This is a genomic window from uncultured Maribacter sp., assembly GCF_963977385.1.
In the GTDB taxonomy this organism is placed as follows: Bacteria; Bacteroidota; Bacteroidia; order Flavobacteriales; family Flavobacteriaceae; genus Maribacter.
In genome coordinates this window covers 107,592-129,944 of the sequence record NZ_CAXBOU010000012.1, presented here as the reverse complement: position 1 = coordinate 129,944, position 22,353 = coordinate 107,592, and the positions used below count along the sequence as shown (strand labels likewise).

Sequence of the window (22,353 nt, the reverse complement as noted above, 5' to 3'; positions counted from 1 at the left end):
AAACTGACAGATATTAATGCATGTAAAGTTTAACAAATATTTTTGTTTATGAATAACGTAAAAAGATTAAACATAATGTATATTTGTAATGTGATTATGAAAAAGTGCTATGAGAAAGAATTTTACACATAATCACATGTTGATTATTTATTGGTTAGGTTGTTTGAAACGTGCTATTTTTAATAGCACGTTTTTGCTAAACAAAAGCTAATGTTTCATAAAAACTTCTAACTATGAAATCTGCATCGTACCTTATATAAAAACTATTGAATATGTCTGCAAAAGCTAAAAAAATATCTAAAGAATCTATTGTGACAATGTTTATGGACTATGTATTGGAACATGAAACAGTGCCTAAAACGGTTTATAAATTTTGCAAGGTCAATAGCATTCAAGAATCTGATTTTTACTTATATTTTGGTTCTATAGGAACATTACAAAAAAGTATATGGACTACTTTTTTCGATAACGCTTCAAGTGTCATTATTAAGAATAAAGAGTATCTAGATTTTTCCAACAGGGAAAAAATGCTCACTTTTTTCTATACTTTTTTTGAGGTTTTAACCTTGAATAGAAGTTATGTTTTATTCGCAATGGAGCAATCTGGCAATACTCTAAAAAATATGGAGCAGCTTAAAGGCCTGCGTAAGAATATAAAAGAGTTTGCAAAAGGTCTAATAGAAGCTGGTAATGAGAATAAAAATATAAAATTCACCAAGCATAATCCTCAGTTGTTTTCAGAAGGTGCTTGGTTGCAATTTATGTTTTTACTGAATTTTTGGAAGTCTGATGATTCTGCTGGTTTTGAAAAAACTGATGTTGCCATTGAAAAATCTGTAAATACAATTTTCGATGTATTTGATAATACGCCTTTAGAGAATATTCTTGATTTTGGGAAATTTCTTTACAAGGAAACTTTTGCTTAACCTAAAGTATTTGCGATTTGAAAACACTTGATAAAATTCCTACAGGAAAGATTGAACGAGCAAGTAAGCTTGTTAAAACAGGAGCAAAAATTGGAGGCAATTATGCTAAGTATTTGGGTAAGAAAATTATCAATCCCGATACCACAAAAGATGAACTTAACGAGGATAATGCATCAGATATTTATGACGGATTAAAATCTCTTAAGGGTAGTGCTTTAAAAGTAGCTCAAATGTTAAGCATGGAGAAGAACTTGCTACCAAATGCTTATGTTGAAAAATTTTCTTTATCTCAGTTTTCTGTACCGCCCTTGTCTGCACCATTAGTGCGTAAAACATTCAAAAAATATTTAGATAAATATCCAGAAGAAGTATTCGATACGTTCGATAAAGACTCTATAAATGCGGCTAGCATAGGGCAAGTGCATAAAGCAACAAAAGATGGAAAAACATTAGCTGTTAAGATTCAATACCCTGGAGTGTCACAAAGCATAAGTAGTGATTTGGCCATAGTGAAACCTATAGCTACTCGTATGTTTAACTTAAGAGGTAAAGATTCTGAAAAGTATTTTAAAGAAGTAGAGAATAAACTTATTGAGGAAACTGATTATTTGTTAGAAGTTGCTCAGAGCAAAGAAATAACAAAGGCTTGTAAGGTGATACCAAATATAAAATTTCCTCAGTACTACACTGAATTATCTAGTGAAAGAATTATTACAATGGACTGGATGACCGGTAAGCATCTAAGTGAATTCACGAAGACAAATTTTTCACAAGAAACTGGTAACAAATTGGGCCAGGCATTGTGGGATTTTTACATGTTTCAGATTCATGGCTTACGTAAAGTGCATGCTGATCCACACCCAGGTAATTTTTTGGTGAATGATGAGAATGAATTGATAGCAATCGATTTTGGTTGTATTAAAGAGGTTCCTGATTCATTCTATATTCCTTATTTTGAACTAGCAAAGCCTGAGAATATATCTAATGATACGATTTTTACAGATAAATTATATGAATTAGAAATTTTGGTTACTACAGACAAACCAGATGAAATCATATTTTTCAAATCACTTTTTCACCAATTATTAAGTTTATTTACCTCTCCATTTCATAATGAGGAATTTGATTTTGGAGACGAGATTTTCTGGGGTAAAATTGCAGACTTAGGTGAACATTTTGCTTCTGACAAACAAATACGAAAAATGAATGGAAATAGAGGGTCAAAGCATTTTCTTTATATGAACCGAACTTTTTTCGGGCTTTATAATTTACTTCACGATTTAAAAGCAACTATTAAAGTGAATAATTTCAAAAAATATTTAAATTAATATTTTGCAGCAATATTCTAATTATCAGTGTTTGTTATATTTTTAAGGCTGATTATTAATTCTTGTTTATATTGCAACACTAATTCTGCCTGAATTCTTTCAGGTTAAAAATATTACTATGTATAATTCAAAAATAATTGGCTTAGGTCATTATGTGCCTGATAACGTAGTGACAAATGATGATTTGTCAAAGAAAATGGATACCAATGACGCTTGGATTCAAGAGCGTACAGGTATTAAGGAGAGAAGACATGTTGTACGTGGGGATGGTGATACCACAACGACCATGGGTGTAAAAGCCGCAAAAATTGCTATTGAGAGAGCAGGTATAGATAAAGACGATATCGATTTTATCGTTTTCGCTACACTAAGTCCTGATTATTATTTCCCTGGCCCAGGTGTTTTAGTACAAAGAGATTTAGGAATTAAAACTGTTGGAGCTTTAGATGTTCGTAATCAATGTTCTGGTTTCGTATATGCAATCTCCATTGCTGACCAATATATTAAGACTGGTATGTATAAAAATGTACTGGTTATTGGTTCTGAGCTTCATTCTCACGGGTTAGACATGACTACCAGGGGTAGAGGTGTGTCCGTTATTTTTGGAGATGGTGCTGGTGCTGCAGTTTTAAGCAGAGAAGAAGATACAAGCAAAGGAATTTTATCAACTCATCTACATTCTGAAGGGCAACATGCTGAAGAACTTTCTTTAATTGCTCCAGGTATGGGTAAGCGATGGGTTACCGATATAATTGAGGATAACGATCCTAACGACGAATCCTATTATCCTTATATGAACGGTCAATTTGTATTTAAAAATGCAGTTGTGCGTTTTAGCGAGGTTATCATAGAAGGTTTAGAAAAGAATAAATTAAAATCTACAGACATAGATTTATTGGTGCCACATCAAGCAAATCTTAGAATATCACAGTTTATTCAAAAGAAATTTCAACTTACTGATGATCAGGTATTCAATAATATCATGAAATATGGCAATACCACCGCTGCATCTATTCCTATAGCTCTTACTGAAGCTTGGGAAGAAGGAAAAGTAAACGAAGGTGATTTAGTTGTATTGGCCGCATTTGGTAGCGGTTTTACTTGGGGTAGTGTTATTATACGATGGTAAAAAAAGAACCCATGACATTGTCATGGGTTCTATATAGTTTTACTTAACAGGAAAAAACCAACCATTCTTCTTTATTAAATACACCTATACAATATAATAGACGAATTTTATTATCTATTGTTACTCTTTGGGTGTGTATTATTTTATGCTTAGGATGAATTATTTTTGAAATTAGTACTTGCGAGTGCCTTAAAAAATAAAAGCCCGGACATTCCAAAATGAATTGGAAGCCGGGCTTCATAATGCTGATAGGCTATACTAAACACTAACCATTAACTATAAACATATAGCGTTACCAACAAAAAATTTTTATACTTAGAGAATATCTAACTTTACTAATAGACGAAATATTGCGCAATTAGTTACATATCTGTATAATTTTAACATTTTAAATATTATGAAAAAGACCCTTGTTTTTGGAGCTTCCTTAAACCCAGTTCGTTATAGCAATTTAGCAATAAGAAGATTGGTAGATTCAGGAGTAGAAACCGTAGCCTACGGATTAAGGGAAGGTGAGGTTTCAGGAGTCAGCATCAGTAATAATTTTGACAAAATTAAGGATATTCATACAATTTCCCTATATCTAAATCCAAAAAGGCAAGAAGAATATTTTAATGAGATAATTTCTTTAGCTCCAAGTAGGGTAATATTCAATCCAGGTACTGAAAATCCCACATTCTACAATTTACTAGAAAAGAACGGAATTGAAGTTGCTGTCGCTTGTACTCTAGTACTATTATCTACAGGTCAATACTAATTTTTTTTAGATTCTAAGCAATATCGTTAATACTAGGTTCAGCAGGTTTTTTGCGAATAAGCCAAAGCCCAATAAATGTAAGTAGACCATTTAATGGCAGTAGCTCATAACCAAATACATAGCCGTCTAAATATTCAGTTGGTAGTTTTGCGAGGATAAGAATAATCGAAACACAAATAAGGGCAACTATCCATACATATTTGTCTTTTACCTGGTGTTTTGTAAATATGCCAAAAGAGAATAAACCCAATAAAGGGCCATAAGTATAAGAAGCTACGGTAAGTAACCCATCAATTACATTCCGATCCAAAATATACTTAAAAGAGATAACTACTAAAATCAATAAGACACTCATACCAATGTGAGTAATTCTTCTTATTTTTTTCGCTTCTGGTTGTGATTTCTTCTCGGTATTCAGGAAATCGACACAAAATGATGTGGTTAATGACGTAAGCGCACTATCTGCACTACTGTAAGCAGCAGCTATTAAGCCAAGCATAAAAGTAACTGCAACGGTTATACCCAAGCCGCTATTTAATGCGATTTCAGGAAATAGCAAGTCAGATTTTGGTGAACCATCCATCATTGGTAATGCTATTTGATGCGCATCCGCATAAATGAACAATAGGGCTCCTAGCAACATAAAAACAAAAGTTACTATTACCAAAACAATACTAAAGCTGACCATGTTTTTCTGAGCCTCGCCTAAATTTCTGCACGTCAAGTTTTTTTGCATCATATCTTGGTCTAGGCCAGTCATGCAAATGGTAATGAACATGCCGCCTAAAAATGATTTAACTAAGTGGTTTTTTGAAGATAAATCATCTGTAAAAATGGTTTTGCTGTATTGACCCAATTCAGGTGAATTTAAAAACTCGATAAAGGTCCAGTCCATTTTATCCAATATAAAATAAATAGAGAGTCCGACAGATACAAGCATAAACAATGTTTGCAAGGTATCTGTCCATACGATAGTTTTTATGCCGCCTCTAAAGGTGTAAATCCAAATAAGTAAGATAGAAAGCGTAACGGTTATTTCAAAAGGAACATTCCATGCATCAAATACAAATTGTTGAAGTACAATGGCAACTAAAAATAAGCGAAATGCTGCCCCAAGAACTCTTGATATGAAAAAGGAAATTGCGCCAACTTTATAGCTGACAAAACCAAACCGGTCATCTAAATACTCATAAATAGAAGTCACATTTTGTTTGTAGTAGATAGGGAGTAGTACAAATGCGGTAACCATATAGCCAAGAAAGTATCCGAAAACAACCTGCATATAACTAAATTGAGAAGCATCTACCCAGCCAGGTACAGAAATAAAAGTGACTCCAGATAATGACGCACCCACCATGCCAAAGGCAACTAAATACCAAGGCGATTGTTTTCCGGCTTTAAAAAAATCTTCATTCGAATCGTTTTTGCCAGTGAAATAAGATATAATCAATAGCAAAACGAAATAGCCAGAAATTAATAGTAAAATATGGGAGGCGTTCATTGTATAAAATTTGAGGGCAAATTACAAAAAGTTAGATGACGTATTGTGATAAGATGAAAAGGTTAAGCTTAAATTGATAATTCTTGAATTTATATATAATAAAGTATTCGATTTTTTCTTGACGGCTTATTTTTTGATACCTTTTCAAGGAACAAATTCTAAAATTCTATAATAATGGGTCGAGTGAAAAACTTTTCTAATAGGGTGATGCTAATTGTGATGGTTTTACTTTTTAGTTATGCCAATAATTTATCTGGTCAAGAATCTTTAAAAACGGATAAAAAAATTGATAAAGAATTAACTAAAGTTTTGAAGGATAAAAGTATCCATAATGCTTTTGAATATATAGAATCAATAGAGGAAGAAACCAATAGCAACCTAATTAAATTAACTGAAATTGCAGCTCCACCTTTTTTAGAAAAGGAAAGAGCTATGGCATTAAAGAAAATGTTTCTTGATGCCGGTGTTGATAATGTTTCTATAGATGAAGTTGGTAATGTAATCGCTGTGAAAAAGGGCACGGAAGGAGGAAAAATTGTTGCATTAGATGCACATTTAGATACTGTTTTTCCTGAGGGAACAAATGTAAGTGTACAGCAAAGAGGGGATACTTTATTTGCGCCAGGAGTGGGGGATGATACACGTGGACTATCGATGTTGGTCACCATTTTTAAGGCAATGAAAAATTCTAATATAAAAACGAAAGCAGATATTTGGTTTGTTGCCACTGTGGGTGAAGAAGGACTAGGGGATTTAAGAGGTGTAAAGCATTTGTTCAGAGATGGAGCGCCCAAAATAGATTCTTGGATATCAATAGATGGCGGGGCAATAGGAAGAGTTAATAATGCCGGTTTAGGGTCTGTTAGGTATAAAGCATTATTTACAGGAAAAGGAGGTCATTCTTGGGGTGCATTTGGGTTAGCTAACCCACATCATGCTTTAGGTTATGCTATTAAAGAGTTTTCTGAAAATGCTAAGAAATTTACAGATGAAGGACCTAAAACCAGTTTCAATATTGGAAGAATAGGTGGCGGAACCTCTGTAAATTCTATTCCTTTCGAATCATGGATGGAAGTAGATATGAGGTCGGTCGATAAAAATAGATTAATTGAGATTGACGGTATTTTCAAAGCATCTATGACAACAGGCTTAGAAGCGTATAACAAATCTGGTATTAAGGATGAGATTGGTTTAGAATTAATTAAAATAGGGGATAGGCCTTCAGGAGAATTATCTGTTGATACTCCTTTGGTGCAACGAGCTATAAGTGCTACAACGTTATTCAGTTCTCAGCCAAGTCTAACTAGAGGGTCTACCAACAGTAATATTCCTATTTCCATGGGAATTCCTGCAGTAACTATCGGTAGAGGTGGTATTGGTGGTGGAGCACATTCATTAAATGAATGGTGGCTAAACGAGAATGGTGCAGCGGCTATAAAACTGGCATTACTACTGACGGTTGCCGAAGCTGGTTATGAAAAATAATCAATTTGACCTTTTTTTGCTAGTTGATAATAACGCTCGAAGCAAAACAACTAAAATCCATAATAATTATATCAAAATTTTTAAACGTTAAAATAATTTTGTGAAAACGCTAAGGGTTGTTTTTCAAGTTTAGTTGTAAATTTATACCCAATAAAACCTATGGATTTTTCATCGAAATTATTAGAAAATGCAGTGTATGAAGTGTCGCAATTGCCAGGTATTGGTAAACGAACTGCATTACGCTTGGTACTGCACTTGCTTAAGCAACCAGAACAGCGTACTGAGAATCTTTCTACGTCATTAGTCGATTTGAGAAGTAAGATTCAGTTCTGTCAAAATTGTCATAATGTTTCTGATACTACCATGTGTGAAATTTGTGCTAACCCTAAAAGAGATGATGCCTTGGTTTGTGTCGTTGAAGATATTAGAGATGTAATGGCGATTGAAAACACAGGGCAGTTCAGAGGAAAGTACCATGTTCTTGGTGGTAAAATATCTCCAATGGAAGGTATTGGACCCCAAAATTTGAAAATAGGTTCACTAGTAGAGAAAGTGAAAAAAGGTGTGATTAAAGAACTGATTTTTGCGTTGAGTTCTACTATGGAAGGTGATACGACCAATTTTTATATTTTTAGACAAATTGAAGGTTTAGATGTGAAGACGTCTACTATTGCCCGAGGTATTGCAGTTGGTGATGAATTAGAATATGCAGATGAGGTTACATTGGGTAGAAGTATATTGAATAGAGTTCCTTTTGAGGGTTCGCTTAGACAAGATTAGTTCTTGTAATTTCGATATAATATCAGTTAATAGGTATTAATTTTATTATTTTTGCAAAAAAATATATACAAAACAAGCTATAAATTATCGATATGTCAAAATTTGAATTGAAACTACCGCGTATGGGAGAGAGTGTTGCAGAAGCAACATTAACCTCTTGGCTAAAAGAGGTAGGGGATACTATTGAGATGGATGAAGCCATTTTTGAAATTGCAACAGATAAAGTAGATAGTGAGGTGCCAAGTGAGGTAGATGGTGTTTTGATAGAGAAATGCTTTAATATTGATGATGTTGTTAAAGTCGGTCAGACGGTAGCAATTATTGAAATAGAAGGTGATGTTGTTGTGAGTGAAGCTTCAGGGTCAACTGATGAAGTAGAGGTTGATGCACCTGAGCAAGAAGAAATGGTTGCTGCGGCTGAAGATGCAGTGGTTAAAGCAAAGTCGGATACTTCTTCCGCAGAGTTGGTAATAGGAGATTCAGACAGATTTTATTCACCTCTGGTTAAGAATATAGCTAAAGAAGAAGGAATTTCTTTTGAAGTATTAGAGTCTATAGCGGGTACAGGTAAAGACGGTAGGGTTACTAAAGATGATATTTTAAACTATGTAAAAAATGGTACAAGTTCTAATCATGTAAAAGCAGCAGCTCCAGAAAAGGAAAAGCCATCTGCAATTGCCCCTGATAGCCCTTCTGCACCTGCACCAGTTAAAATTAATGAGCCTGTAGCCGATAAACCAAAGGTTCAGGTTTCGGGAGGCGATGAGGTTATTTCTATGACTAGAATGGGCAAGTTGATTGCCAAACATATGACAGATAGTATATCAACATCTGCTCATGTTCAAAGTTTTATTGAAGTTGATGTCACGAATATTGTGAATTGGCGAAATAAGATGAAAGATGTTTTCTTTAAAAGAGAGGGTGAAAAATTAACTTTCACTCCAATTTTTATGGAGGCCGTTGCAAAGGCTTTGAAGAAATATCCAATGATGAATATCTCTGTTGATGGAGACACTGTTGTTAAAAAGAAAAATATTAATATAGGTATGGCAGCCGCATTGCCTGACGGTAATCTTATTGTTCCTGTAATTAAAAATGCAGACCAATTAAATTTGGTAGGAATGGCGAAGGTTATAAATGACTTGGCAAACCGTTCAAGAAACAATGGTTTAAAACCAGATGAGGTTCAAGGCGGTACGTATACAGTTACTAACGTAGGTACTTTTGGTAGCGTATTCGGTACTCCTATCATTAATCAACCACAGGTGGGTATATTGGCGTTAGGAGCCATTAGAAAAATACCTTCTGTAATTGAAACACCTGAAGGTGATTTTATTGGTATTCGAAGCAAAATGTACTTATCGCATAGTTATGACCATAGAGTTGTAAATGGTGCCTTAGGTAGTATGTTCGCTAAGGCAATTGCAGACTATTTAGAGGCGTGGGATCCGAATCGAGAAATTTAGTTTTATTTGAAATTTTAAGGTGTGGGCTTTACTTGCAGTCCATTGTATAATACTTAGTCAAAGTCAATTAACGTATTGAACAGGGTTTTCTTGTTTTGATAAATTAATTGACTTTTGTTTTAGTTTTTTATTATAGAATAGTTTCAAGTTTATGAATACGCACATTGCTTTATTGTGTGTTGCTTGTAATTATGTTTTTAACAATAAAGCATGACTAAAAATTATCCAAAATTTATAATTATCTTTTATAGCATAAATTTAAACACAGGTATCTTAAAGCGTTAAAAAAACGAAAGGGTATCTTTGTCAAAAGTTAAATACATATGGAATTAAAGCTTACCAGACCTATTTGTTTCTTTGATTTAGAAACAACTGGTATCAATGTAGCAAAGGATCGTATTGTTGAAATTGCAATACTAAAGGTATATCCTAATGGAAATAAGGAAAGTAAAACATGGCTCGTAAATCCTGAAATGGTAATACCAGATGAGGTGATAGCAGTACATGGTATTACCAATGAAAAAGTGGCGAATGAGCCGACTTTCAAAGAACTTTCCAAAGAAATTTACAAGATTATAAAGGATGCTGATTTAGGCGGATTTAATTCCGACCGATTTGATATTCCATTGTTGGCGGAAGAATTGTTACGAGCAGATATTGATTTTGATATGAAAAATACAGTTTCTGTAGATGTGCAGACAATTTTTCATAAGATGGAAAAACGTACGTTAGAGGCTGCTTATAAGTTTTATTGCGATAAAGATTTGATAGATGCGCATAGTGCTGCTGCAGATACTAATGCAACATATGAGGTGTTACTTTCTCAGTTAGATAGATACCCTGATCTTGAAAATAATATTAAAAAACTTTCTGAATTTTCAAGGAGAAAACAATCGGTAGATTTTGCAGGATTCATTGCTATGGATGAAGAAGGAGAAGAAGTGTTCTCGTTTGGTAAGCATAAAGGAAAAAAAGTTCATGCGGTGTTAGAAAAAGAACCTGGCTATTTTGGATGGATGTTAAATGCAGATTTTCCATTGTACACTAAAAAGATTCTTACACAAATAAAGTTGAGCAAGCTTAATAATAAACTTGGTTAAATGCGCGCGCTTTTAATGGTTGTTTTTTTTATGAGCGTAGGTCATGCTCAAGAGATTTTAATTGAAGGTCATGTGCTCGAAGAAAATAGTCAAACACCTATACCATATGCTAATATTAGCTTTTTAAGAACGCTTAAAGGCACTTCTAGTAATGATGAAGGTTATTTCTATGTAGATGTTTCTGAGTCATTTTTAGAACGTGATGTTCATATATCCGCGTTAGGTTTTAAAGACACTATACTCTCTGCGAAAAGTATTTCCGATAATAAAAAAATCTTTTTGAAAGAAGATACCTTTGAGCTTGAAGAAGTAGTCGTGTCCCATAGTTTAGGCGATTCGCAGGTTCTTAACCCAATAAGTTCATATAGTATTAAGAGTGGTTTTTCTTCGGCCAAAACGCCTTGGGTTTTGGCTTTATATTTTCCTAATATAGGCGCTGCAAAAAAGTATTTAGAAAAAATTACAGTACACGTTCAACAGAATAGTAGGTTCAAAAGAACTTCGTCTAAATTTAGACTTCGTGTTTACGATGTTGATAAAGGAACTAAAAAACCAAATCACGATTTAATACGAAAAAGTATTATTTTAGAGAGTTCAGATACCGAAGATTTTGTTTCTATAGATCTTTCTAGTATGGGTATAAGAATTCCGGATGAGGGTATTTATGTAGGTTTAGAATGGCTGTTTCTTCCCTTTAATTGGTATACGAATGCTTATGAGCATCCTATTTCAAAAAAGAAAGTTTTAGAAGATCGTTTTGCGCCTACTTTTGCTGCTGTTTATCAAAAAAATCAGAACTTTAAAACCATGGTTTATGGTATGGGAGAATGGTCAGATTTTGCAATAAAAGCACCAGGGAATAATGAAAACTTAATTCCTGCGATAAGCTTAAAAATGTCTAAGAAAAGATAAAGTTTATATGAAAATTATATGTATTGGTAGAAATTATACCGCCCATATTGCGGAACTTCAGAATGAAAAACCAGAAGAACCTGTTGTTTTTATAAAACCAGATTCTTCAGTTTTACCTAAACAACAAGATTTTTATATACCTGAATTCTCTAATGATGTCCATTATGAGGTTGAGGTCTTGGTGAAGATTAAAAAAGTAGGTAAACACATCAGTGAGGAGTTTGCGCCCTCTTATTATGATGAAATAGGATTGGGAATTGATTTTACGGCACGAGATTTACAGTCGAAATTAAAAGAGAAAGGTTTACCTTGGGAAAAGGCGAAAGGCTTTGATGGGGCTGCCGTAATAGGCGAATGGCTGCCAAAAACCCAATTTAATAATCTTAATGACTTGAATTTTAAGTTAGTTAAGAATGGAGAGGTGGTACAGCAGGGTAATACGAGCTTAATGCTTTGGAAGATAGATGAAATTATAGCGTACGTTTCAAAGTTTTTTATGCTCAAAAAAGGAGATGTGATTTTTACAGGCACTCCTGCCGGTGTTGGGAAAATAAGTCCAAATGACTATCTTTCGGGTAGCTTGGAAAACAAAGAGCTTTTTACCTTAAAAATTAAATGATGATTTATAACCTGGATAAGATTAACGAGATGGCAGAAGGAGATCAGGATTTTATAAATTCTGTGATATCTGTTTTTTTGGAAGAAGTTCCTGAAGATTTAGATTTATTGGAAAAGGCGCTACTAGCCAAAGACTATAGTCAAGTATATCAGTTGGCACATAAAATAAAACCTAATGTAGACTTGTTGGGTATGGAGCAAACACGTGCAATTGCCTTAGAATTAGAGACCTTGGGGAAAGAAGAAGGAAATATGGCAGCAATGGAAAAAAGGTTTCCATTGCTTAAAACCGATATTAATCAGGTTGTTTCAGAATTAAAAAAAGATTTTCGTTTATAATGTTAGCAGAAATTATAACTATTGGCGACGAAATTCTCATCGGTCAAATAGTTGATACCAACTCTGTCTTTATAGCTAAAGAGCTTAATAAAATTGGAATTTCGGTATATCAGATAACTTCTATCCAAGATGATAAAGAGCATATTTTAAATGCTTTTAGTGATGCCGCGAAACGTGTTGATGTAGTAATTGTAACCGGCGGGCTGGGTCCAACGAAAGATGATATTACTAAGCATACTTTTTGCGAGTATTTTAATGATGAACTTGTGGAGAATGCTTCGGTGCTAGCTCATATAGAGGAGTTGTTTGCAAAGTATATTTCTGGCACGCCAATATCTGATATTAATAGAAAACAGGCTTTGGTGCCAAGTAGGGCAGAAGTGCTTCATAATGCCAATGGTACTGCTCCAGGCATGTGGATGCATCAAGATGGGGTAACATTTATATCATTGCCAGGTGTGCCTTTCGAAATGAAGCATTTAATGGTCGAATCTGTTATTCCTAAACTTGCTTCTTTTTATAAAAGACCACATATCATTCATAGAACTATTGTTACTTATGGTTTGGGCGAAAGTTCAATTGCAAACCGAATCGAATCATGGGAAAATAACCTTCCACTTTCTATAAGATTGGCGTATTTACCTAATTTAGGTAAAGTGAGATTACGTTTGTCAGGAAAAGGGCCTGACTACAGTGTATTATTTGCTTCGATTGAGGCTGAATGTGAAAAGCTTTATCCGCTTATCAACGATATTATGTTTGGTTTAGAAGATGACCAAACGATTGAAGAAGTTATTGCACAATTGCTTACAAAAAGAAATTTAACAGTGTCAACTGCTGAAAGTTTTACAGGTGGTAAAATTGCGGAAAGCATGACTTCGATACCTGGTGCTTCAAACTACTTTAAAGGTAGTGTAGTGAGTTATGCTACCGAAACTAAGGTGAATGTACTTAAGGTGCCTCAAGAAATTATAGATAAGCATTCTGTTGTAAGTGCAGAAGTTGCTTCAGCAATGGCAAAAGGAGTGCGAAAAATGATGAAAACAGATTTTGCAATTGCGACAACAGGTAACGCTGGACCAACAAAAGGAGATTCAAATGCGGACGTTGGAACTATATTTATTGCAATTGAAGGTCCTGATGTACATTTTGTGCAAGAATTTCAAATGGGAAGCACTCGAGAACGCATTGTAGAAAAGGCTGTAAATAAGGCATTTGAGCTTCTTCAAAAAGAAATTTTAAAAATGTAAGGTTTATTGTTGTCTGAACGATAAAAATGATATAAATTTGCACCCTGTTTAAAAGAAAAAGTCAGCACGATGTCAAAAGTATGTGAAATTACGGGTAAGAAGGCGATGTTTGGAAACAACGTATCGTTTTCAATCAATAAGACGAGAAGAAGATTTGATGTTAATTTATCAAAGAAACGTTTTTACATTCCTGAAGAAGACCGATGGATAACGCTTAAAGTATCTACAAGAGCTTTAAAGAGTATCAATAAAAAAGGTATATCTGCTGTTTTGAAAGAAGCAAAAGCAAAAGGATTAGTTATTAAGTAATCTGGAAAATATAGCGTAAGATGGCAAAGAAAGGCAATAGAATACAAGTGATATTAGAGTGCACAGAGCATAAAGAATCTGGGCAACCAGGTACTTCAAGATATATTACTACCAAAAATAAAAAGAACACTCCTGAGAGATTGGAAATAAAAAAATTCAATCCTATTCTCAAGAAAATGACCGTTCATAAAGAAATTAAATAGATTTTCGTTTTATACGAGAACCATAAAAAAATAAGTCATGGCTAAGAAGACCGTAGCAAGTTTACAGACAAGTTCTAAAAGATTGACAAAGGCTATAAAAATGGTTAAGTCACCAAAATCAGGTGCTTACGTTTTTGTTGAACAAGTAATGCCACCAGAATTGGTAGATGCTTGGATTGCCAAGAAATAAGAAAACTAACTTTTAGTAGTTATTGAGCCCCTTTCCTACGAAAGGGGCTTTTTAATTTTTATATTTGAATAACCATAGTTTTAACAATGAGCTTATTTAAAAAAATATTTTCTTCACAGAAAAAAGAAACCTTAGATAAAGGTTTGGAAAAAACCAAAACCAACTTTTTTTCGAAGCTGGGAAAGGCGGTAGCAGGTAAGTCTAAAGTAGACGATGATGTACTTGATAATTTAGAAGAAGTTTTAGTTTCTTCTGATGTTGGAGTCGATACTACTTTGAAAATAATAGAACGTATTGAAGCTAGGGTTGCTCGCGATAAATATGTAAGTACCGATGAACTCAATTCAATTTTAAGGGAAGAAATAGCAGGGTTATTATCTGAAACTAATGATTCTGATGATTCCGAATTGGAAATACCAAAAGATAAAAGACCATATGTAATAATGGTAGTGGGTGTTAATGGAGTTGGTAAAACAACAACTATCGGTAAACTTGCTTATAGATTTAAAAAACAAGGTTTAAAAGTAGTTTTGGGTGCTGCCGATACATTTAGAGCTGCAGCTATAGATCAATTACAAGTTTGGGCGGATCGGGTAGATGTACCAATAATTAAGCAACAAATGGGGAGTGATCCTGCATCAGTTGCTTTTGATACATTAAGTTCTGCCGTAACACAAGATGCAGATGTAGTTATTATTGATACGGCCGGGCGGTTGCACAACAAGGTCAATTTAATGAATGAGTTGACTAAAGTCAAGCGAGTAATGCAAAAAGTAATAGAGAATACACCTCACGAAGTATTATTGGTTCTTGATGGTTCTACTGGTCAGAATGCTTTTGAACAAGCAAAACAGTTTACGAAAGCTACTGAGGTTACAGCACTTGCGATTACGAAGTTAGATGGTACAGCCAAAGGAGGTGTGGTCATCGGTATTTCGGACCAGTTTAAAATACCTGTTAAGTATATTGGTGTAGGTGAAGGTATAGAAGATTTGCAAGTGTTTAATAAGCATGAGTTTGTAGATTCTTTCTTTAAAATATAAAATTGAAATTCGTTAGGTTTATTGTTCCATTTTTTACCATTAGTCTTTGTTGGGGCCAGATGAGTCATCCGAAGGCTAGTCCTTTTGCAACAATAGAGCAGGAAGTCGGACTTTCAAAAATCATTGTAGAATATTCTCGACCATCGGCAAGGGGGCGTACATTATTCGGTAATCAGACTAATGGAGAACTTGGCTTAGTGCCTTATGGCCGTATTTGGCGGGTAGGAGCAAATAAATCTACCAAAATCACATTTGATACTGATGTTCAGATAGAGGGGCAAGACCTCCAAAAAGGTACATATGCCTTGTATGCATTTCCAGAGGAAAAGGAATGGCAAATTGTCTTTCATAAAAACACTACACATTGGGGAGACGGTAGATTAAATTATAATCCTCAAGAAGATGCTTTAAGACTTCATGTAATCCCAATAGAAACATTAGAATTCCAAGAAAGTTTTTTGATTTCGTTTGATGATATTAATCACAACGGAATTACAATGATTTGGAGATGGGGCAACACTAAGGTGTCAATTCCTATTCTGATAGATACACAGTTACTAATGCAAGAGCAGATTACTGAAAAACTATCTAATTCACCTTCTGCACAAACCTACTATGAAATTGCAAGGTATTTTCAAGAACAGAAAATCAAAGGTGTAGAGTCGCTAGGGTATGTTAATAAAGCTTTACAAATAGGAGGTGATACTTATTATTTTCACCGAGTTCGATCACTAATTTTAGCAGATTTAGGGGAGTACTCAAAGGCGATTGCAGCAGCTCGAATATCTTTAGAATTGGCTGATAAAGAGGGTAAAGATGAATTTGTAAGATTAAATAGCAACAGTATTAGAGATTGGAAAATTTTAGAATTAAAAAATAAATGAGCATTATGAAAAAGCATTTGTTGTTAGTGGTGATCATTATATTGAGTGCGTGTAAAAATGAGAAAGATTCAATGAAAGATGAACTGATTTTATGGACTCCATATAATGATTCAGTGGAAGTAGCAGCAAATGTAGACCATGAAAAAGGACGTATGCAATATAAATTGATTCAGTCTAAGGTGCTTGATAAAAATGACGTATTCAAACCTTTGTACGGTGAAGTTTCGAAATTAAGTGAGGCTGATTATGAGGCCTTAATTCCTATGATATTGGAACAGAATATTTTCACTATTCGTCATCACATTCAAGAGAATGAACTGACCTATGAAAATTTGGTATTATTTTATTTGTATCGTATTTATAAGTATGAGTTGAACAATGCTACTACCTTAAATACAATTATAGCACTAAATAAAGATGTTGTTAGGGAGGCACGAAGGTTAGATGAAGAAAAGAAGTTGGGAACCGCTTCACAATTACAACATCCTATTTACGGTATGCCAATTTTATTAAAAGATAACATCAATACCGCTGGTATGAAAACTACGGCTGGGTCTATTGCGTTAACTGATAATGAGGTTGAAGATTCGTTCATTGTAGAAGAATTAAAAAAGAATGGTGCGCTTATTTTAGGTAAAGTGAACTTAAGTGAATGGGCTTATTTCTTATGTTCGGGATGTCCTGTTGGGTATAGTGCTTATGGAGGTCAAACTCTAAATCCTTATGGGCGTAGAGTTTTTGAAACTGGTGGGTCAAGTTCAGGTAGTGGTACCGCTGTTGCAGCCAATTATGCAGTCGCTGCAGTTGGTACAGAAACTTCAGGGTCAATATTATCACCAAGTAGTCAAAATTCTGTAGTAGGTTTAAAACCTACAATCGGCTTGTTAAGTCGCTCTGGTATAGTTCCTATTTCTAGTACTTTAGATACTCCTGGCCCGATGACTAAGAATGTTGTTGACAACGCTATTTTATTGTCTGCTATGCTGGGTTATGATGAAATGGATTCAAAATCAGTTGACGACGACTTTCCTGGGATATTATCCGCAGGTCTTCATCCTAAGTCATTCAAAGAAATGAGATTGGGAGCTATTAACGAGTTAATGGAAACAGATAGTATATATCGAAAAACTGTTGAAGGTTTGGAAGATGCCGGCGCTACAATAATAGCGTTTACACCGCCAGAGGTTTCGATGGATGGTTTTCTAAGCATTCTGAATATTGATATGCGTATTGATTTACCTGCTTATTTAAAAGAATATACGAATGCTGATTTGGTAAAAATCACTTCCATTGCTGATGCGATTGCATTTAATAAGGCTGATTCTTTAACTAGAATTCCTTATGGTCAAGCACTTTTTGAAGGTATTATTTCTGATTCTACATCGGTGCAACAATTAGAGGAAATAAAATCAACTCTTGAAAAAAATGGGCGTGCTTTTTTTGATTCAGTAATGGATCAACATAAGTTAGATGCTGTATTATCTATCAATAATTATCATGCGGGTTACGCGGCCGTTGCCAAGTATCCAGCTCTTACAGTTCCTATGGGGTATAAGGCTTCGGGAGAACCAATTAGTCTTACTTTCATCGGCAAGCAATTTTCAGAAGCTAATTTGTTGTGTATTGGTAGAGCTTTTGAAAAACATTCAAAAATTCGAGTAATGCCTGCCGGATACGATAATTAAATTCTTTAGTTAAGAATGAAAAGGAGAAGGTTTATAAAGAAAACTTTTCAGTGGGGAGTTGGCTTAGGTGTTTTAACAGGATTGTATAGTTGGCAGATTGAACCTTTTTGGATGGAATTTGTTCATGTAAAAATGCCATTGAAAAATTTACCAAAAAAGCTTGTAGGTAAAACCTTAATGCAGATAAGCGACATACATATTGGTAATAGTTTTGATTACCAATATATTATAGATTCTTTTAAAGAGGCACAAGAGCTTAAGCCTGATTTTGTAGTATATACAGGTGACTATGTTAGCTATGATAATAACGAGCAAATTATACAATTGCAAGAGGTGCTGAAGCATGTAGTAACTGGTAGTTTAGGAATAATTGGTGTACTAGGGAATCATGATTATGGTTTAGATTATTCAGAAGAGTCGGTTGCGAGAAGCATTACAAAGAGTTTAGAAGATGTTGGTGTTACAGTATTAAGAAATGATGCTGTTGAGTTGAACGGAATCAATTTTTTAGGCATAGATGACCTTTGGGGAATAAATTTTCAACCTGAAGAAGCAACAAAGAAGTTTGATGCTACAAAGGCGAATATAGCTCTTTGCCATAACCCTGATGTTTGTGACCTGTCTGTTTGGAATAATTTCAAAGGTTGGATTCTTTCTGGGCATACCCATGGCGGACAAGTAAAACCACCTTTTTTACCTCCACTATTGCTTCCTGTAAAAAATAAAAAGTACGATGCGGGTGAAATAGACTTAGAAGACGGTAGAACACTTTATATAAATAGTGCTTTAGGTTGCCTTCTTCAGGTTCGTTTTAATGTTAGACCAGAAATAACCTTGTTTGAATTAATGAGGGAAGAATAACTATCTCATGCTTATTCAATAGAATTTATAACCTTATTAATTGCTAATCTAGATTTACCATTTATTTTAGGTTGATTACCATCTTCGGGATCACGATATCCTATGGCAACAGAAAATAACACCTTATGGTCTTTTATTTTGAGAATTTCCTTATATTTTTCTGGCTCAATACCTTCCATTGGGGTAGAATCTATTTCCATTGCAGCACAGGCAGCTAAGAAAAATCCTAGAGATAAATATACTTGTTGAGTCAGCCAATTAATGGTTTTTTCCGCAGGTTGCTCTTTAAGAAATTGCATATAGTAATTAACGGAACCCTCTGCTAAATTTTCCTCTACATGGCGTTCGAATTGTTCGAGATTGTCCTGAACACTAAAAACGACTAGATGACTTGCATTATTTATCTTAGGTGCGTTAAAGAAAGATGCTTCAGCTAATGCCTCTTTTGTTTCTTTATGAGAAACAAATGTAAATAGCCAAGGTTGGCTATTAATAGATGATGGGCTAAGCTTTAAAATATGCTTTAAATCTTCGATATGTGCTTCTGAAATCTTCTTGGAAGCATCGTACTTTTTTGTGGTATATCTTTTTTCAGCAAATTTTCTAAAATCCATCAAATTCTTTTTTTTACAAAAATAGGAATTGTTACTTCCTAAAATTGCACTAGGCTCTTAAGATATTTGTAAAAAGGATAATCGAAGTTTTAAAATTAAACTTATTGTATGATTTCGTTGATCAGTTCCCATAGTTCATTATCAAAACTTGAAGGACCTAATAGAATTTCGTTGCTAGCGCCACCCATTCTAACCACTACCAAGTCTAAACTTGGTACCATATATAATTTCTGGTCGTTTTTTCCTAAGCCAGCGTATAGATCTGCAGGTGCATTAGGTATTAAGCTTCCTGTAAATTCAACTTCAGAACCTGGTAATCGATAACTACTCTTTCCATTTAACCAATACAAATAACCGTAAGAAAGGTTTAAGTCTTGAGAAGAATTGGTCATAGAATTAAAATAGGAGATATCAGATAGGATAATCGTGTCATTCCAAACGCCTTTATTTAAATTTAAAATCCCGAATCGGGCCATACTTCTAGCCGTGCTAAAGAAAACATTGTTGTAGCCAACTTCGATAAACAAACCTTGCATACCAGTAGGCTCTTTTATTTTCTCAGAGAAATACGAATTAAAATCTGTGTTGGTAGCATTTGCAATTACGTCATCAAGTAAAGTGTACGGAGCATTATGATAAAACCAAGTGGTGCTTATTTCATTTAAGTAATTTAAACATTCAGGGTCTGTACAAAAGGCATCTTCGACATTATAATCTAAACCGGTGGTCATCGTTAGTTGATTTTCTATCGTAATGCTTGATTCTTGGTCGATTGTCAAACTTGACCAACCTTCACCTAAATAGTTCGAAGTAGCATCGGTAATGCTGATATATTCTTCCTGTTGTGCAATACCAGTCAGCATTGAAGTCAGGTTTTTTCCGGCAGAATTCCAAGCATGATTATCATCTTTAGTGAAATCCCCAAAATATTTTTCAATGACAATTCTACCGTCTTTCAAGATTAAGAAAGCATCAGTATCATTATCTTCTAAATAGGTATATAAATTATCGACTTGGTTTTCATCCCATCCAAAAGTTTTCATTGAAACAGTTTCCCATTCGTCTGTTCTTGTTGTTGGTGGAAAATAAGTGTCAAGAGGTACTGGAGTAATAACAGCTGGTGTTCCACTTTTTTCAGTATCAGAATCAGATTCACTCGAACAGGCAAAAAGTAATGATGACACGATAAGTAAGCTGAAATATTGGGGAAATTTCATTGTCAAGTTTTAGTTTGGGGTATTATTTTAAATAATTGGTAAAAGATTACTGGTAAATTTGTCCATATCTAACGTTTTTAAAGACCCAAATCGTATTTTTGCACCCCAATTAAAATTATGAGGACAAAAACCCTTAAGAAGAACAAAATCAACGTAGTAACTCTAGGTTGTTCAAAGAATGTTTATGATTCTGAAGTACTCATGGGTCAATTAAAGGCCAACAACAAAGAAGTTGTACATGAAGAGGAAGGAAACATAGTCGTTATTAATACTTGTGGTTTCATTGCAAATGCCAAAGAAGAAAGTGTTAATACCATTTTAGAGTATGTTCAAAAGAAAGAAGATGGAGTAGTGGATAAAGTTTTTGTTACTGGCTGCTTAAGTGAGCGTTACAAGCCAGATTTACAAAAGGAAATTCCTAATGTTGATGAATACTTCGGTACTAGTGAGCTACCAGGTTTGCTAAAAGCCTTGGGTGCTGACTATAAGCATGAATTGATAGGAGAGCGATTAACGACTACACCAAAGAACTATGCTTATCTTAAAATAGCTGAAGGTTGTGATAGACCTTGTTCTTTCTGTGCAATTCCTATAATGCGTGGTAAGCACAAAAGTAAATCTATTGAGGATTTAGTGACGGAATCGGAGAAATTAGCTGCTAAAGGAGTAAAAGAGCTTATTTTGATAGCACAGGATCTTACTTATTACGGTCTTGATTTATATAAGAAAAGAAATCTTGCTGAACTTTTAGAAGCTTTAGTAAAGATAGAAGGTATTGAATGGATACGTTTACATTATGCATTTCCTACAGGTTTCCCGATGGATGTGTTAGATGTAATGAATAGAGAACCAAAAGTTTGTAACTACTTGGACATTCCTCTACAACATATTTCTGACCGAATTTTGAAAAGTATGCGTCGAGGTACCACTGAGGCCAAAACAACTAAGTTGTTACAAGAATTTAGGGTTGCAGTACCAGAAATGACGATTAGAACAACGCTTATAGTTGGTTACCCAGGCGAAACTGAAGAAGATTTTGAGACACTTAAAAATTGGGTTGTTGCCATGCGTTTTGAGCGGTTAGGTTGTTTTACTTATAGCCATGAAGAAAATACACATGCATTTTCTTTAGAAGACGATGTGCCAGAGGAAACAAAACAGGAGCGAGCCAATATTATCATGGAAATTCAATCTCAAATATCTTGGGAACTAAACCAGAAGAAAGTAGGAGAAACTTTTCGTTGTATTATTGACCGTAAAGAAGGAAACTATTTTATTGGTAGAACTGAGTACGATTCGCCAGATGTGGATAATGAGGTTCTTATTGATGCTGCAAAGCATTATGTGAAGCAAGGTGAATTCATTAATATAAAAATTACGGAAGCAGCAGATTTTGACCTTTATGGTGAGCCGGTTTAATTATTTTATAAAATGATATTCGTATAGGTTGTAAAGTCATAAACCAAACCAACTATAAGTTTTAAACAAGATTTTTATGTTTCGGCAATATCTGTTACGCTCATCTTAGGCGTAAGAGTAAATACTTGAACACTAGCGATAAAAAAATTGAGACATATTATTTAATGTTCATTTTTTTAATATTTTGGCTGTGGACAGTTTGGAATACATAATATATTGCTAGTTTGATATAGAAAACTCATTCAATTAACACATGCCGATCTATTGATACCCAGATCGGAAAGAAATGGCTAAAACAGTAATAAAAGCAAAGTTATCTGATAGATAATTAGGATAG

At 34.3% G+C, this 22,353-nt stretch carries 23 protein-coding genes; 20 read left to right on the top strand and 3 right to left on the bottom strand.

Features of this window, described 5'->3' with window-relative positions; all coding sequences use genetic code 11:
- The first annotated feature begins 272 nt into the window (after positions 1-272).
- The 4 genes from AAC084_RS13540 (at position 273) to AAC084_RS13525 (ending at position 4,140) form a co-directional block, all read left to right on the top strand.
- Positions 273-926 (top strand): TetR family transcriptional regulator C-terminal domain-containing protein, encoded by a 654-nt coding sequence (locus tag AAC084_RS13540; protein WP_339840742.1) that lies wholly within the window; start codon positions 273-275, stop codon positions 924-926.
- 17 nt (positions 927-943) lie between these two features.
- The gene (locus tag AAC084_RS13535; protein WP_339840741.1) at positions 944-2,254 is read left to right on the top strand and encodes an AarF/UbiB family protein; all 1,311 of its coding nucleotides are present in this window, start codon (positions 944-946) and stop codon (positions 2,252-2,254) included.
- Between the two features lie 118 nt (positions 2,255-2,372).
- Positions 2,373-3,383: a beta-ketoacyl-ACP synthase III gene (locus AAC084_RS13530; RefSeq protein ID WP_339840740.1), complete on the top strand. Its 1,011-nt coding sequence runs from the start codon at positions 2,373-2,375 to the stop codon at positions 3,381-3,383.
- Between the two features lie 397 nt (positions 3,384-3,780).
- On the top strand, positions 3,781-4,140 hold the full coding sequence (locus AAC084_RS13525; RefSeq protein WP_339840739.1) for a CoA-binding protein: 360 nt from the start codon (positions 3,781-3,783) through the stop codon (positions 4,138-4,140).
- Between the two features lie 13 nt (positions 4,141-4,153).
- Here the strand turns inward: AAC084_RS13525 and AAC084_RS13520 are convergent, their stop codons facing one another.
- A complete protein-coding gene (locus tag AAC084_RS13520) occupies positions 4,154-5,641 on the bottom strand; it encodes a sodium:solute symporter (RefSeq protein ID WP_339840738.1) in 1,488 nt (495 codons plus the stop codon).
- Positions 5,642-5,815: 174 nt separating this feature from the next.
- Between AAC084_RS13520 and AAC084_RS13515 the strand changes: the two genes are divergently transcribed.
- The 15 genes from AAC084_RS13515 to AAC084_RS13445 all read left to right on the top strand — a co-directional run bounded on the left by AAC084_RS13515 (position 5,816) and on the right by AAC084_RS13445 (position 18,766).
- Positions 5,816-7,126 (top strand): M20/M25/M40 family metallo-hydrolase, encoded by a 1,311-nt coding sequence (locus AAC084_RS13515; protein ID WP_339840737.1) that lies wholly within the window; start codon positions 5,816-5,818, stop codon positions 7,124-7,126.
- A 159-nt stretch (positions 7,127-7,285) separates the two neighbouring features.
- Positions 7,286-7,906, top strand: coding sequence for a recombination mediator RecR (recR, locus tag AAC084_RS13510; RefSeq protein WP_339840736.1), 621 nt, complete (start codon positions 7,286-7,288; stop codon positions 7,904-7,906).
- 92 nt (positions 7,907-7,998) lie between these two features.
- A complete protein-coding gene (locus tag AAC084_RS13505; RefSeq protein WP_339840735.1) occupies positions 7,999-9,372 on the top strand; it encodes a dihydrolipoamide acetyltransferase family protein in 1,374 nt (457 codons plus the stop codon).
- 323 nt (positions 9,373-9,695) lie between these two features.
- A complete protein-coding gene (locus AAC084_RS13500) occupies positions 9,696-10,472 on the top strand; it encodes a 3'-5' exonuclease (RefSeq protein ID WP_339840734.1) in 777 nt (258 codons plus the stop codon).
- Entirely contained in the window at positions 10,473-11,384 is a 912-nt protein-coding gene (locus AAC084_RS13495; protein WP_339840733.1) for a carboxypeptidase-like regulatory domain-containing protein, read from the top strand.
- 7 nt (positions 11,385-11,391) lie between these two features.
- The gene (locus tag AAC084_RS13490) at positions 11,392-12,003 is read left to right on the top strand and encodes a fumarylacetoacetate hydrolase family protein (protein WP_339840732.1); all 612 of its coding nucleotides are present in this window, start codon (positions 11,392-11,394) and stop codon (positions 12,001-12,003) included.
- Positions 12,003-12,341, top strand: coding sequence for an Hpt domain-containing protein (locus tag AAC084_RS13485; RefSeq protein WP_339840770.1), 339 nt, complete (start codon positions 12,003-12,005; stop codon positions 12,339-12,341). Before AAC084_RS13490 ends, AAC084_RS13485 begins: the two co-directional genes overlap by 1 nt.
- Positions 12,341-13,591, top strand: a complete 1,251-nt coding sequence (locus AAC084_RS13480) for a competence/damage-inducible protein A (protein ID WP_339840731.1) — start codon at positions 12,341-12,343, stop codon at positions 13,589-13,591. Before AAC084_RS13485 ends, AAC084_RS13480 begins: the two co-directional genes overlap by 1 nt.
- Positions 13,592-13,660: 69 nt before the next feature.
- Positions 13,661-13,900 carry a 50S ribosomal protein L28 gene (rpmB, locus tag AAC084_RS13475; RefSeq protein WP_079512565.1) on the top strand — a complete coding sequence of 80 codons (240 nt, stop codon included), beginning with the start codon at positions 13,661-13,663 and terminating at the stop codon, positions 13,898-13,900.
- Positions 13,901-13,920: 20 nt separating this feature from the next.
- Positions 13,921-14,103, top strand: coding sequence for a 50S ribosomal protein L33 (gene rpmG / locus AAC084_RS13470; RefSeq protein ID WP_335636186.1), 183 nt, complete (start codon positions 13,921-13,923; stop codon positions 14,101-14,103).
- A gap of 37 nt (positions 14,104-14,140) precedes the next feature.
- Positions 14,141-14,293, top strand: coding sequence for a DUF4295 domain-containing protein (locus AAC084_RS13465; protein WP_071340023.1), 153 nt, complete (start codon positions 14,141-14,143; stop codon positions 14,291-14,293).
- Between the two features lie 86 nt (positions 14,294-14,379).
- A complete protein-coding gene (gene ftsY, locus AAC084_RS13460) occupies positions 14,380-15,336 on the top strand; it encodes a signal recognition particle-docking protein FtsY (protein ID WP_339840730.1) in 957 nt (318 codons plus the stop codon).
- A 59-nt stretch (positions 15,337-15,395) separates the two neighbouring features.
- Positions 15,396-16,220 carry a DUF2911 domain-containing protein gene (locus tag AAC084_RS13455; protein WP_339840729.1) on the top strand — a complete coding sequence of 275 codons (825 nt, stop codon included), beginning with the start codon at positions 15,396-15,398 and terminating at the stop codon, positions 16,218-16,220.
- 5 nt (positions 16,221-16,225) lie between these two features.
- Positions 16,226-17,905 (top strand): amidase family protein, encoded by a 1,680-nt coding sequence (locus tag AAC084_RS13450; protein WP_339840728.1) that lies wholly within the window; start codon positions 16,226-16,228, stop codon positions 17,903-17,905.
- A 15-nt stretch (positions 17,906-17,920) separates the two neighbouring features.
- Complete coding sequence (locus AAC084_RS13445) at positions 17,921-18,766, top strand: metallophosphoesterase (RefSeq protein WP_339840727.1); 846 nt, start codon at positions 17,921-17,923, stop codon at positions 18,764-18,766.
- A gap of 11 nt (positions 18,767-18,777) precedes the next feature.
- On the opposite strand, the gene AAC084_RS13440 is transcribed toward AAC084_RS13445, so the two are convergent.
- Positions 18,778-19,380, bottom strand: coding sequence for a nitroreductase family protein (locus AAC084_RS13440; RefSeq protein WP_339840726.1), 603 nt, complete (start codon positions 19,378-19,380; stop codon positions 18,778-18,780).
- A gap of 101 nt (positions 19,381-19,481) precedes the next feature.
- Positions 19,482-20,597 carry a serine hydrolase gene (locus AAC084_RS13435; protein WP_339840725.1) on the bottom strand — a complete coding sequence of 372 codons (1,116 nt, stop codon included), beginning with the start codon at positions 20,595-20,597 and terminating at the stop codon, positions 19,482-19,484.
- Positions 20,598-20,714: 117 nt separating this feature from the next.
- Here AAC084_RS13435 and rimO point away from each other — a divergent pair, with 117 nt between their 5' ends.
- The gene (rimO, locus tag AAC084_RS13430) at positions 20,715-22,016 is read left to right on the top strand and encodes a 30S ribosomal protein S12 methylthiotransferase RimO (protein WP_339840724.1); all 1,302 of its coding nucleotides are present in this window, start codon (positions 20,715-20,717) and stop codon (positions 22,014-22,016) included.
- The last annotated feature ends 337 nt before the right edge of the window (positions 22,017-22,353 follow it).

What these genes read in the sequence shown, in the direction of transcription:
- AAC084_RS13540 (WP_339840742.1), top strand. Translation starts at nt 273, where the DNA reads ATGTCTGCAAAAGCTAAAAAAATATCTAAAGAATCTATTGTGACAATG.
- AAC084_RS13530 (WP_339840740.1), top strand. Translation starts at nt 2,373, where the DNA reads ATGTATAATTCAAAAATAATTGGCTTAGGTCATTATGTGCCTGATAAC.
- AAC084_RS13525 (WP_339840739.1), top strand. Translation starts at nt 3,781, where the DNA reads ATGAAAAAGACCCTTGTTTTTGGAGCTTCCTTAAACCCAGTTCGTTAT.
- AAC084_RS13520 (WP_339840738.1), bottom strand. Translation starts at nt 5,641, where the DNA reads ATGAACGCCTCCCATATTTTACTATTAATTTCTGGCTATTTCGTTTTG.
- AAC084_RS13515 (WP_339840737.1), top strand. Translation starts at nt 5,816, where the DNA reads ATGGGTCGAGTGAAAAACTTTTCTAATAGGGTGATGCTAATTGTGATG.
- recR (WP_339840736.1), top strand. Translation starts at nt 7,286, where the DNA reads ATGGATTTTTCATCGAAATTATTAGAAAATGCAGTGTATGAAGTGTCG.
- AAC084_RS13505 (WP_339840735.1), top strand. Translation starts at nt 7,999, where the DNA reads ATGTCAAAATTTGAATTGAAACTACCGCGTATGGGAGAGAGTGTTGCA.
- AAC084_RS13500 (WP_339840734.1), top strand. Translation starts at nt 9,696, where the DNA reads ATGGAATTAAAGCTTACCAGACCTATTTGTTTCTTTGATTTAGAAACA.
- AAC084_RS13495 (WP_339840733.1), top strand. Translation starts at nt 10,473, where the DNA reads ATGCGCGCGCTTTTAATGGTTGTTTTTTTTATGAGCGTAGGTCATGCT.
- AAC084_RS13490 (WP_339840732.1), top strand. Translation starts at nt 11,392, where the DNA reads ATGAAAATTATATGTATTGGTAGAAATTATACCGCCCATATTGCGGAA.
- AAC084_RS13485 (WP_339840770.1), top strand. Translation starts at nt 12,003, where the DNA reads ATGATTTATAACCTGGATAAGATTAACGAGATGGCAGAAGGAGATCAG.
- AAC084_RS13480 (WP_339840731.1), top strand. Translation starts at nt 12,341, where the DNA reads ATGTTAGCAGAAATTATAACTATTGGCGACGAAATTCTCATCGGTCAA.
- rpmB (WP_079512565.1), top strand. Translation starts at nt 13,661, where the DNA reads ATGTCAAAAGTATGTGAAATTACGGGTAAGAAGGCGATGTTTGGAAAC.
- rpmG (WP_335636186.1), top strand. Translation starts at nt 13,921, where the DNA reads ATGGCAAAGAAAGGCAATAGAATACAAGTGATATTAGAGTGCACAGAG.
- AAC084_RS13465 (WP_071340023.1), top strand. Translation starts at nt 14,141, where the DNA reads ATGGCTAAGAAGACCGTAGCAAGTTTACAGACAAGTTCTAAAAGATTG.
- ftsY (WP_339840730.1), top strand. Translation starts at nt 14,380, where the DNA reads ATGAGCTTATTTAAAAAAATATTTTCTTCACAGAAAAAAGAAACCTTA.
- AAC084_RS13455 (WP_339840729.1), top strand. Translation starts at nt 15,396, where the DNA reads ATGAGTCATCCGAAGGCTAGTCCTTTTGCAACAATAGAGCAGGAAGTC.
- AAC084_RS13450 (WP_339840728.1), top strand. Translation starts at nt 16,226, where the DNA reads ATGAAAAAGCATTTGTTGTTAGTGGTGATCATTATATTGAGTGCGTGT.
- AAC084_RS13445 (WP_339840727.1), top strand. Translation starts at nt 17,921, where the DNA reads ATGAAAAGGAGAAGGTTTATAAAGAAAACTTTTCAGTGGGGAGTTGGC.
- AAC084_RS13440 (WP_339840726.1), bottom strand. Translation starts at nt 19,380, where the DNA reads ATGGATTTTAGAAAATTTGCTGAAAAAAGATATACCACAAAAAAGTAC.
- AAC084_RS13435 (WP_339840725.1), bottom strand. Translation starts at nt 20,597, where the DNA reads ATGAAATTTCCCCAATATTTCAGCTTACTTATCGTGTCATCATTACTT.
- rimO (WP_339840724.1), top strand. Translation starts at nt 20,715, where the DNA reads ATGAGGACAAAAACCCTTAAGAAGAACAAAATCAACGTAGTAACTCTA.